At 42.8% G+C, this 13,145-nt stretch carries 4 protein-coding genes; 2 read left to right on the top strand and 2 right to left on the bottom strand.

What is annotated here, in order from left to right; translation table 11 throughout:
• The first annotated feature begins 164 nt into the window (after nt 1-164).
• A complete protein-coding gene (locus tag MXE28_RS10460) occupies nt 165-8,831 on the top strand; it encodes an S-layer homology domain-containing protein (protein ID WP_247240142.1) in 8,667 nt (2,888 codons plus the stop codon).
• Nucleotides 8,832-8,941: 110 nt separating this feature from the next.
• Here the strand turns inward: MXE28_RS10460 and MXE28_RS10455 are convergent, their stop codons facing one another.
• Nucleotides 8,942-10,465 (bottom strand): RNA-binding domain-containing protein, encoded by a 1,524-nt coding sequence (locus tag MXE28_RS10455; protein WP_021840446.1) that lies wholly within the window; start codon nt 10,463-10,465, stop codon nt 8,942-8,944.
• Nucleotides 10,466-10,709: 244 nt separating this feature from the next.
• Complete coding sequence (locus MXE28_RS10450; RefSeq protein ID WP_021840447.1) at nt 10,710-11,153, bottom strand: helix-turn-helix transcriptional regulator; 444 nt, start codon at nt 11,151-11,153, stop codon at nt 10,710-10,712.
• Nucleotides 11,154-11,440: 287 nt separating this feature from the next.
• Between MXE28_RS10450 and MXE28_RS10445 the strand changes: the two genes are divergently transcribed.
• Nucleotides 11,441-13,063 (top strand): LPO_1073/Vpar_1526 family protein, encoded by a 1,623-nt coding sequence (locus tag MXE28_RS10445; protein WP_021840448.1) that lies wholly within the window; start codon nt 11,441-11,443, stop codon nt 13,061-13,063.
• Nucleotides 13,064-13,145 lie beyond the last annotated feature (82 nt).

Genomic DNA, 13,145 nt, shown 5'->3' with positions numbered 1-13,145 from the left:
AGAGGACACGCAACTAGCGTTTCTCTTTAGCGCCCCAAAATAAATTATAGAACCTTTATTTTTTTTGCTTTTTCTTTTGATTTAAGAAACATTTTATTTAATATTTAATTAAGTGAATTTTATTCAAAATAATCAAATAAGAAAAAGAGGAGGTTGTAGTCGTAATGAATAAGATTTATAAGGTTGTTTGGAGTAAGGTTCGAAATGCTTATGTAGTAGTTTCGGAAGTAGCAAAAAGTCATAGTAGAAACAAATCACAATCCGGTATGAAGGTAACCGGTGATTTGTTGCGCCTTGCTGTAGTAAGTAGTTTAGTTGTAGGTAGTGCATGGCTTAATCCTATGACAGCTGATGCAACAAACCAATGGGGGGCACGTGTTAATTTTGATAATGATACTACGGCTGTCAGTGGTACTGCAAGAGCAGATGGTAGAGGTGCAGTAGCTGTAGGTACGGCTACCGCAACCGGTGAGGATGCCCTTGCTTTGGGGACTGATGCATCTGCAACCGGTACGGAAACCGTTGCTATCGGTGGTGCCACTTCAGGCTATAATTATGCAATTGCAATGGGGGCTGGTGCTTTCGCCGGTGGTACATATTCAGTCGGCGGCGTAACTCAGAGTGGTGAAAATGCCATTGCTATTGGTCGCTCGGCTTTAGCCTACGGCCTCAATGATGTCGTCGTTGGTGCTAATCAGACGGCTATTGCTCCGACCACCACTGCGTCGGAAGATACGCCTGAGGGAACAGGCCTTAGCTCGGCTCTAGGCGGCCGTGTCATGATTGGCCATGACAATATTGCTTACGGTCGTGCCGGCAACTCGGTTATTGTAGGTTCAAATAACCGATCGAATGCTATTCATGGTATTGCCATCGGCCAGAATGCGTATGCCGGCCAACCTGATGGGAGTACGCTTGCCTATGAAAATACCATGTCCATCGGTACTAATACTCGTTCATACTCTACGGACGCTATCGCTATTGGTAATAATGCTGTTGCCGGTAATACCGATACTAGTAGAACTTCATATGACGGTAATGGTTTGGCTGCAGCTGCCATAGGTTCCGGGGCTAAAGCAACGTCGTTTCATACTGTAGCTATTGGTTCAGGAAGCCAGGCAACCGATATTAGTGCTGCCGCTATTGGTGATGGGGCTCTCGCAAGTGCCACCAGTACGTCTGCTTTCGGGGAGGCTGCTAAAGCTACGTCTGTTGGTTCTCTTGCTGCCGGTGCAGCTTCAGTTGCTAACAATCAATATACGACAGCTGTAGGTAACAGTGCTCAGGCAACCGGATTACGCTCTTTAGCGGTGGGTTTTACTGCTGTGGCCAGTGGTGGTGGCGCAATAGCTCAAGGTACGAATGCACAAGCAACTTCTTCGTATACGATGGCCCTGGGTTATGATACCGTAGCCAGTGCAGGTAGTTCTATGGCCATTGGCTATCAAGCCAAAGCAGTAGGTGGACGAAGTATTTCTATCGGCCGAGAAGCAACTGCAGGTACTGTATCAACCGGACCGGAATCTATTGCTATTGGTTATCAGGCGAGTTCTACGGCAGGTAATGCTATTGCCATAGGTAAAGGTTCTACTATTGATGGTTCGGCTACCACTGCTGTCGCTTTAGGGGATACTTCTGCAGCTAATGCAGTAGGCAGTGTTGCTATTGGTGCTAACTCTGTGGCAAGTCGTGCTGCAGATACGACCGGTGGCGGTTGGAATAATCAGGACAGCACTTGGAGAAGCTGGCTTTCTACAAAAGGCAATGCCGGAACTACTACCGGTGGGGCATGGAATAGCACGTCCGGTGTTGTTTCCATTGGTACTGATGGAGCCAATGGAACTGCGTTGACGCGTAAACTTACCGGTTTAGCGGCCGGTCAGTATGATACGGATGCCGTGAACATGAAGCAATGGACAAATACCATGCTTGCTACTACCGGTGATTTCAAAGACAGTAGCTATACTACTACCTATGGTTCTGACGGCACACCGCGTACAGTTACTAAGCTTTTAAATCAATCGTTGAAGATTACGGGTGGTGTAGATAATACACTGTATTATCAGTCTGATTTTGCAGCTCAACCTAATATCGGGGCTATCATCAGTGATAATACAGTTACACTTCGCCTCAATAAAACACTTCGCGGTTTGGAAACGATTTATTTAACAAATCCGACTACCGGCAACGCCACAACTGTTAGCGGGAATGGCGTTACTATCAGACCTAAATCCGGTAGTAATGTAACTTTGACCACCGCCGGTCTTAATAATGGCGGTAATAAGATAACTAACGTTGCTGCAGGTACGGCCGGTACAGATGGTGTTAACGTCAGTCAATTGAATCAAGCTATTGCCGGTGTTAGCGGTGGCTCCGGTACGACGACTACCGTTACTGTTGAAGGCGGTACGGCAGCCGGTACAAGTGGTACCTATACAGGTAATAATTTACAACTTACGTCAACGACCGGAACAGGTACAGCGACGTATGACTTAAAACTTGCCGATAACGTAACCTTAGGTAGCACAGGCACCAGTGGTACAAATGGTTCCCTTACGGTTAACGGTACAGGCGGCTCTTCTGTAGCTGTTGATGGTGCAACGGGTTCTGTTGCCTTAACCGGTACAGACGGCTCTACAGCTACTATCACAGCCGGTACGTCGGCAAATGATGTGAACGGTAATTCTATTAACCGTATTACAGCAGGTGGACAAACTGTAGCAACCTTGAACGACGGTATGGTATATACCGGCGACACAGGTTCGGCTGCTGTTAAATTAAATAAAACAGTAAATATTGTTGGTGGCGAAACCGATTCATCCAAACTATCTACCGATAATAATATTGGTATTGTGGCCGCTCAAGATGGCGACAATGGCAAATTAACCGTTCGCTTGGCTAAAGATATTACCGGTTTGAATACGGTAGAAGCGGGCGATGCTGTATTAGGTAACCAAGGCGTTGTGACAGCCGGTGGTGTAGCTCAAGACGGCAGCTATGTAACCGGTTTAGACAATACGACTTGGAATGTAACAAATCCTGACATCGTAACCGGTCGTGCAGCGACTGAAGATCAGCTCAAAACCGTAAGCGATGCAGTGACTGCTGTTTCCGACGGTACCAGTGCTAATGCAACCGGTGGTTTTGGCTTGACTGATGATAGCGGTACAGCTGTAAAACAGGACCTTGGCAAAACAATTCAAGTTGCCGGTGACGGTAATGTTACGACTACGGCCGGAGACGGTAAAATTACTGTTGGTTTGAGCAATACTGTTGCGCTTGGCGACAAAGGTACTACCGATGGTTCTATGACTGTTAATGGTGCTGACGGTTCTTCCGTTGCAATTAATGGTTCTAACGGTTCTATCGTAATGAATACAGCTGATGGTTCTCCTGTAACCATTCAGGCAGGAACCAGTGCTAATGACGTAACCGGATCCCCTGTTAACCGTATTACCGTAGGCGGTCAAACTGTAGCAACTCTTAATGACGGTATGAAATACGGCGGTGACTTCGGTACAGTTTCCAATGTAAAACTCAACAATCAAGTAGATGTAAAAGGTGAAGCAGCAACGGAAGCTGATTTGACGACCGGTAACATCGGCGTTGTTTCCAGCCAAGCCGGCGACAACGATTTATTAACGGTTAAACTTAATAAAGATATCAACTTAGGTTCTACCGGTTCCTTAACTTTTGGTAGCGGCGATAATACGGTAAGCCTTTCTAATAGTGGCCTTAATAACGGTGGCAATAAGATTACCAATGTTGCAACCGGTACAGATGGTACAGATGCTGTTAACGTGGATCAGTTGACCAAGGCTATAGCAGGTGTAAGTGCCGGTGAAGGCAGCAAGACAAATCTTACTGTTGAAGGCGGTACTGCAGCCGGAACCGGTGGTAACTATGCAGGCAGCAATTTGCAGATTACTGAAAAAACCGAAACAACCGGAGCTACGACGTATGATGTGAAGTTGGCGGATACTATTACCTTAGGTAGTGAAACCGACAGTGCAGCCGGTACAGAAGGGACCGACGGCTCTATCACGGTAAATGGTAAAGACGGCTCTTCCGTAGCTATTAACGGTGCTGACGGTTCTATCGCTTTGAATACAGCTGACGGTTCTCCTGTAACCATCCAGGCAGGCACAAGTGCTAATAACTTAGCCGGTAATCCTGTTGATCGTATTACTGTAGGCGGCCAGACGGTGGCGACTATGAGCGACGGTCTTAAATTCGCCGGTGATGACGGTCAGAGTGATACAACTAAAGTTATTCCTAAGACACTTAACGAGCAATTAGATATTGTTGGCGGTGCTGAAGGAGAATTGACGGACAAAAACATTGGCGTCAACAACGTTAACGGCCAGTTAAAAGTTCAGTTAGTGAAAGATGTTGATTTAGGTTCTACCGGTTCCTTAACCTTAGGTAACACGGTTGTTAATAATAATGGCATTACGATTACGCCTGCTACAGGTGACCCTGTGTCCTTGACAGGTTCCGGTCTTGACAATGGTAATAATGTCATCAGCAATGTGGCAACCGGTGTTAAAGGCACGGATGCTGTCAACGTAGATCAGTTGACCAAGGCAATTGCAGGTGTAAGTGCCGGTGAAGGCAGCAAGACAAACCTTACTGTTGAAGGCGGTACTGCAGCCGGTACAAGTGGTAACTATACAGGCAGCAACTTGCAGGTAACTGAAAAAACTGAAACAACCGGTGCAACGACTTATGATGTGAAATTGGCAGATAATATTACTTTAGGTAGTGCTGCTGATAGTGCTGCAGGCACAGAAGGGACGGACAGCTCCATTACCGTAAATGGTAAAGCTGGTTCTGCAGTAGCGATTAACGGTGCTGACGGCTCTATCGCTTTGAATACAGCTGACGGTTCGCCTGTTACTATTAAAGCCGGCACGGCTGCTAACGATGTAAACGGTAACTCCATTGACCGTGTTACTGTAGGCGGTGCGACTGTAGCTACGCTTGATGACGGCATGGTATATACCGGCGATACAGGTTCCGTGACAACAGGCAACACTGTTGTTAATAATGATGGCGTAAAAGTTGGCGATACAGCTCTTACAAGCGGCGGTTTAACAATTACTAACGGCCCGTCCGTAACAACCGGCGGCATCGATGGCGGTAGCAAACAGATTACTAATGTAGCTAGCGGTTATGATGGTGTTGATGCTGATGGTAACCCAACTTATAACAACCTTACCAATGGTGCCAATATCGGTGACATTAAAAATATTACCGATGCGGCTAAAACCGAATTAACTAATGATGGCTTGAATTTCACGGCTGATAGTGGTGATTCCGTACACCGTAACCTTGGTGAAACTTTAAATATTGCCGGTGACGGCAACATTACAACTACCAGTGATGCAACTAACGGTAAAATTACCGTAGGCTTGAGTAATACTCTTTCTGTCGGTACAAGAGGCAAAGATGGTGAAGATGGTAGTGTAACTGTAAACGGTAAAGACGGTTCTTCCGTTGTTATTAACGGTAAAGACAGTTCTATTGGTTTAACCGGTCCTGCCAATGGTGACAGAGCTCCGGGCAAAACTATTACTATAAAAGGCGTTGATGGTATAGATGGTGTTAAGGGTGTAGACGGAAAAGTTGTTGACCGTATCGTAGTAAACGATCAAACAGTAGCCACTTTGAATGATGGCCAGAAGTATGCCGGTGACAATGCTAAGGAAGATGGCACTAATGTCATCGCTAAGAAACTTAACGAACAGTTAGATATCGTTGGTGGTGCTGATGCCGACAAATTAACTGAAAATAACATCGGTGTTAACAACGTTAACGGTAAATTAAAAGTTCAATTAGTAAAAGACGTTAACTTAGGCGATGAGGGTTCATTAAGAGTAGGTAGTGCAGTTTTGGGGAAACAAAAGGCAAGTACAGCAAGTGGTATTTCTCAAACAGGTACTTACTTAACCGGCTTAGATAATACGGCTTGGAATACGACTAACCCTGATGCTGTAAGTGGTCGTGCCGCTACTGAAGATCAACTTAAAGCTCTTAACGATAAGGTAAATACTATTTCAACAAGCACCGGTGGCGGTGAATTTGGTTTGACTGCAGACAGTGGTAATGCAGTTAAACAAAATCTCGGCGAAACAATCCAAATTGCCGGCGATGGTCAGAATATTACAACTACAGCTGATGCTGCTAATGGTAAGATTACTGTAGGTTTAAGTAATAATCTCTCTATCGGTGCAAAAGACGGTTCTGATGGCACAGATGGCGTAGACGGTAAGATTGGTATCAACGGTAAAGATGGTTCATCCGTTGTTATCAACGGCAAGGACGGTTCTATCGGTTTAACCGGTCCTGCCGGTGCTGACGGAACACCTGGTACAACTGTAAATATTAAAGTTGGTCCTAGTGTTGACGATGTAAACGGCTCCCCTGTTGATCGTATTACTGTAGGCGGTAATACTGTAGCTACCTTGAGCGACGGCATGAAATACGGTGGCGACTTCGGTAATACCTCTAAAGTTAAATTGAACAACCAAGTTAATGTAAAAGGCAATGCAACTAACGAAGCTGACTTAACTGATGGTAATATCGGTGTTGTATCCAGCCAGGATAACGATAACGGTCAATTGTTGATTAAGTTGAACAAAGACTTGAACCTCTCTGATAAAGGTTCCGTAACTATTGGCAACACCGTAATTAACAACAGCGGTGTAACTATCGGTAGCGGTACAAGTGCGGTAAGTCTTACTGATAAAGGCCTCAATAACGGTGGTAACCAAATTACTAATGTGGCCAGCGGTACAACCGGTAAGACGTATGACAACACTAAAGCTGGTCAGGAAAACTGGAATAACGCGGCCAATATCGGTGATTTGAACACGGCTATTAATGACATCAAAGGTCAAGCAAACGGTGGCTTCGGCTTAACAGCTGATGACGGCAAGTCTGTAAAGCAAGATTTAGGTCAGACGATTACTGTAGCCGGTGATAAAAACATCGAAACAAAAGTAACCGATGACGGCAAATTACAAGTAGGCTTGAAAGACAATATAGATCTTGGTCAAAAAGGGTCTATTACAGCCGGCAACACAACTATTGACAAAGAAGGCGTTGCTACTGACAAGATTACTGTTAAAGATTCCGGTATTTCCATCGACAAAGATGGCATTAATGCAGGCAATACTGTAATCAAGAACGTAGGTAGTGGTCTTGGCAATAACTATGATACAAGTGTGGAAGGTCAAGAAAACTACAACAACGGTGCTAACATCGGTAACGTGTACAATATTGCTAAGGGCCAAGCTGAGGCTGCGAAAGCTCAGTCCGGTAAGAATATTACCGTTGATAAAAACAATAAAGTTAACTTGAATAATAATATCACTCTTGGTGATAATACTGATCCGGCGAAACAAGTTAACATCGACGGTAATGGTGCAACCGTGACAGCCGGCAGTGGTGATAACCAAGTTAAGCTGGATGGTTCCAAAGGTCATATTTCCGCAGGCGGTGTTGTTCTTGGCAATCAAGACAACACGGCAGGCGACAGCAATCCGGCAACAGGCAGTTACCTTACCGGTTTGGATAATACTAAGTGGGATGGCCAAAACATTCAATCCGGTCGTGCAGCTACGGAAGATCAGTTGAAAACGGTTGATGATAAGATTACCGGAGGTCGTGTGTTCGAAGGCGACGACGGTGCTGATAATAAAGTGTCTGTTGGCCTTGGTGATACCTTGAAACTCAACGGTGGTGCTGATGCTTCTAACTTATCCAGCGGTAATATCGGCGTCGTAAAAAATGCTAACGGTGATGGTCTTGATATTAAACTTGTTAAAGACTTAACCGGTCTTGATAGTGTAACAACCGGTAATGCGACTATTAATAATAGTGGTGTTACCATTAAGACGGTAGACAGTGATCGTACAATCACTATTCAGGATAGCAATATCAACATGGGTAACAACGTGGTGAGCGGTGTTGCTGACGGTGTCGTTGCTCCAGGCTCCACCGATGCAATTAATGGTAGCCAACTTGCTCAACGTGACCAGGCTATTAACAACATAGGTGGTGCGGTAAATAAATTAGATAACCGTATTAATAAAGTTGGTGCCGGTGCAGCCGCTTTGGCAGCCCTTCATCCACAGGACTTCGATCCTGATGACAAATGGGATTTTGCCTTCGGTTATGGCAATTATAACGGTGCAAGTGCCGGTGCACTTGGTGCCTTTTACAAACCTAACGAAGATACTACCTTCTCCATCGGTGGTACTATCGGTGGCGGCGAAAATATGATCAACGCCGGTGTATCCTTCAAATTGGGCCAAGGCAATAACGTATCCAACTCCCGTGTTGGTGTGGCTAAAGAAGTGCGAGATCTTCGAGCCGGTATGGCCAAACTTGAAGAATTAGTTAATAATCAAAATGCCGTGATTAATCGTCAAAGTGAATTGATTAATCAGTTGACTGGTCAAAATCCGGGTAGACTTCAGGAAGAAAACAGCGAACTCTTCCCTGATGTGCCAGATAATCATTGGGCTTATGAATATGTGACTAAACTTCATGAACTTGGTATCATCGAAGGTTATCCTGACGGAACTTTCGGTGGCGATCGTATGATGACTCGCTATGAATTTGCAACGATCGTATACCGAGCTATTATGGCAGGTGCTGCTTCTAATGCGGCTCTTAAAGGCGACAATACCTTAAGTCGTTTGGCTAAAGAATTCTCGCCGGAACTCAAATACATCCGTATTGACACGGTAAGAAAAGACAAAGATGGTAATCCAACCATTCAACGTGTCCGTATCGTTCCGGAAAATAAGGATAAATACTAAGAGTTTTGTTTCACTAACGGATTTTGAATAGTACATTAATTAGTTTTTGCGAAATAAAAATAGTGCGTATTGAAGGGGAAAATCTTCAATACGCACCATTTTTTATGCTTTTATAACTTACTTTTTTTAGATCTTGTATAAATTTGCTTTACTTTTTCCGTCACTGCCTCTAATGATTTAATGAATTCCAACTCTGAGAGATTTCTTGAATAGGTTCTATTTCTGTTGCCACCATGTTTACTAATTAATTTTTGTGCATATAATTTTTCAAGGGCATCCCTAACTTGAGAATCAGTATAATGGGGTAATATTTTCATTATATCTTTTTTTGATGAAGAGTGTGTTGGAGAGATAGTGATTACGGCATAGATGTCCTTTTCAATTTGTGGTAAATTTAAAGAATCAATAAGATGTGCAATCCATAGCTTTAGTCTCGTTTCTTCAATGGTAGATTCTATTTCAGGTAATTTAAAGTCATTTTTTTTGACAACATCTATGATTTTCTGACTACCACTGCCGGCTCTTTCTGCAGCCCCCATTTTTGTAAATAATGAAATAAGAGTAGGGTTTCTGGCTATAGACCTGCTTCCAAAGAAAAATTCATCTTTAGTAATTTTCATTTTACCAGGATTCAAGAATTTATAGTATAAATCGTGAACTTCGGCGATAAGTGTAGGATGGCTTGACAAATAATCTGCATGGACAATCATATTTACGAAGGCTTCTCTAAGTGCTATGAGTAACTCCCCGGGAGGTTTTCTGGTGGTTTGGTTATCTAATTCAAAATTTCTATCGATGCTTAGTCTTAACTTTTCCATTACTATTTCATAATAGTTGAATAAATTTAAATTTTCAAACTCTAAGTCTTCCGAGTCTACTCTATCACGCCAACGCTCGGTAGAGCCTCTTTTATCAAAGTAGTCAACGTGGTAGGCTGGGATATATGATTTAATGCTGTTAAGTTTTCCGAAGAATAATAGTCCTGCTAAGGTTAGTTTTTGCTTTCCATCAACTCTATCGCGTACGAATACATCCATATTACTTAAAAAAGTTGGAATATCCTGAGTATCGAATTGTCTTGATGGTGCACGCTTATGAAGAATTGCCTTATACTTGATAATAGACGTCATATCAAGGTCGTCGATTGTAAAGTTATTAAGTAACTCACGATCTAACTCGTGATTTGTATCTCTTAGTATACTCGATAATTCATCTTTAGTGATTTTATGATCTCCGGAGCCTCTCCTAACGTAAGCATTTGCTAAATGGTTATTCAAATATACAGGTTTGTCATCAAATGGCGCTTCTGGGATTTCACATACAATAATATTTTTGGATTTGTATGATAGAGAAAAAATCGCGTCAGGCGATGTAAATAGGTTGCGACTTACTTTGTCACTACGTGCTGTAGAAATGATATCGTCTATATATTTTTGTGTATTTTCAATTCCTAAAACTTCAAATTCTGGTGAATCGGTAATCCCTAGTACAATTATTCCGCCGTTTGTATTTGCAAATGCAGAATATGTTTCCCAAAAACTTTTGGGGACTCCGTTGGTAGCGGTTTTTACTTCGAATGTTATGTTCTCACCCGCTAATAATAATCTATCTAAATCTTGTGCTGTAATATTCATTGAACCCCCCGCAATAATTGAATGATGCAATCATTCAATTAGATGAAACACAAATAAACCCCAATAAACTTAAATAACTTTTTGTAATCTAAAGTGCCAAAAAGCCAAGTAATATAAGGAAAACTCAAATTGTTAGTGTTTTAAAACTTTAATAAAACCCAAATAACGACCTAATAAACCCCGATAAAATATTTCCTGTTATGATGTATTAAATGAATGTTAGGTGCTTATAATAATAAGCATTCTATTTTGAGAGGCTTTTGGCCAACTTTATGGAAGTTTCCAGTGATATTTTTAACAGTTCTCTCGTTTCATCGTCTAATATTTTATTACCATTATAAAAATTTATGGAGTCTTTATTATCTAATTCGTCAAAAAGTGTTTGTAGCTGTACTTGTATGTCTCTTTTTCGATTCTCTGTATTTGATATTTTTTTAGTATCTATAAATGTATCGGCAAAGCGTGGATCTAAATCTGCTATGGAACAATTTAAGGCATTAGCTAATTTTTGAACATTAGTTGCATTTGGAGTCGAGCGCATTGCAAAATATCCGGAAATCGTTGATGCTGGAATACCGGTTAGTTTTGATAATTCATTTTGTGTGATATTTGGGGTATACTTCTTTAGATTTTCCGAAATTTGCTTCCTAAGTCCCTTTTCAAATTCATTGAGCGCGTTTCTAGGCATACGAGTCACTCCTTTCTTTAATTATATTTTAACGAATAAAGTCGTTATTTACAAGGAAAAAGAATGAAAACGAGAAAAATCGTTTTATTAATTTATGGCGTATATATAATGACTTTTATGGAGGAAATTCTTTTACTATAAATCTCCTATCTTCATTGGCGAATACCCCAAGATGTGGTAACATAATATAATAATATAGGAATAAATAGAAAGGCCGACACGGATTTTTGACAAGCATTAATCGTGTGGTCTATATAATTCTAATAAACTACGGCAGGAGGAAGAAAATGTCTGCATTTATACCATATTTAGTCGTATTGGGCGTTATCGTCTTGTTTTTCGGAGTCTGTTATTTAGTATTCCGTGACAGCGGTAAGTCTAAAGAAGCTGAAGCTTTAGCCAATGAAAGAGTGAGCAACGGCGATTATTACGAGCGTAAACGTCGTGATCACGGCGCCGCTTACTATCGTGAGGATGCGAAACAGAATAGAGATAATTATAGATCCGGCAGTGCAGTTGGCAGTACCCGTCAAGAAGCAGGCGATGGCCGTCAAGAAACATCCGATAAAGAGATGGCCACCACATTCGTTCCTTTGTCTAATACGCAAATGGAATCCGATTTTCATAATGCGATGACGGAACCGTCGGCATCGCGATTCGGCTCGGCCCATGAGGATTCCTCGGAAGGCAGTTTAAACCGTGACATAGTGTCTGATTTGGACATTACGAAGCCTATGCTTAAAATTCCGACCGAACCGCCAACAGCCGCTTTAGATGACAGCGAATTAACGCGTCGTATTCATCGTGTGACACCGACTGAAGCAACGTCGGAGGAAGTTGCGGCTGATGCAACTCGTATCATTCCGATTGTGCGTGAACATGCAGGTTCTGATGCTACCGCTCATGGCACCGGTCACGGTGCAAGCCATATCGGCTATGGTGAGCCGGACATGTCCGACTTAATTACCCTTGGCACATCGCACTTCATGAGTTCTTTCGGTGCTGTTAGCGCCAGCACTAAAGAACAGGTATTGGATATTACTAAAACGGCTTTCGACCGCTTAGGCATCACCGCCAGTGGTGAATTACATGCCTTGTTGGAAAATATCGTGGTGCAGGAAGCCTTGCTTTGTATGCAAAAAGCTTACGCTACGACACCAACCGTTTGGATGAAGGAAACCGCTATTGAGGCCTTTGTGGACGTAGTACAGCAGCCTAAATCCAGTACGCCGTACCTGGTAGCTTTTGACGCTTTGCGCATCTTGCCGCATTTGCAGCTCGGTCATTTTCAGATTATGGCCTTGGCGTTATTGCTTCAATACTCCCGCAACTCCAACAACTACAGCTTGGAACATTTACAGCATTATGTAGATAAATATATCGAGCCGTTCTTGTCCGAATTGCCACGGGAAGAAGCTATGTATCGTCAATTGGATTACCTTCGTTGCTCCATTCAAGAGCCGGAACGTAATACCTTCTGGGATATTATGGTTCATTCCTATCCGCTCGTATTCGGTTATGCCGGTTTTGACAAAGACGAATTGACCCGTGCTTTGCGCGGTAATTATTTGGATGCTCGCTATGTGGTGAAAAGTGTAAACTCTCCGCTTCTTAAATTAGCGGTTGTTGATGAAGGCTTGGCACCGCGCTACTTCCAGATGGCTCATTTGGATAATCCGGAAATTCAGCAACACATTTTAGGGTTAGCGATGAGCAAACCGGTTGATTTTAACTCTACCGAACGCAAACAGGTATTGGAATACATTTCACCGGTATTGCCTAAAGTGGCTGATATGTATGACTCCATGCCGCTTAGCCATTCCAGCTTGACGCTCTTGGGCCTCTATTTAGGGCGTGCCCATGTGAAAGTAACCATTGGTGAAGAGTTCGATTTGTCCCCTTGGTTCTAAAAAATCCATTGTGTATATGTAAATAACGGCCTATAGGACATTTTGAGTTGGTTTTTAGACCGATGAGACTAGTATTTATCTA

The organism is Veillonella sp. KGMB01456, assembly GCF_023051165.1.
GTDB lineage: Bacteria > Bacillota > Negativicutes > Veillonellales > Veillonellaceae > Veillonella_A.
Note: the sequence above shows the minus strand (reverse complement) of the source record. Positions and strands in the feature narration are given on the sequence as shown.

Bases quoted from the DNA above. Each gene is read 5' to 3' on its own strand.
- MXE28_RS10455 (WP_021840446.1), bottom strand. From the start codon at position 10,465: ATGAATATTACAGCACAAGATTTAGATAGATTATTATTAGCGGGTGAG.
- MXE28_RS10450 (WP_021840447.1), bottom strand. From the start codon at position 11,153: ATGCCTAGAAACGCGCTCAATGAATTTGAAAAGGGACTTAGGAAGCAA.
- MXE28_RS10445 (WP_021840448.1), top strand. From the start codon at position 11,441: ATGTCTGCATTTATACCATATTTAGTCGTATTGGGCGTTATCGTCTTG.
- MXE28_RS10460 (WP_247240142.1), top strand. From the start codon at position 165: ATGAATAAGATTTATAAGGTTGTTTGGAGTAAGGTTCGAAATGCTTAT.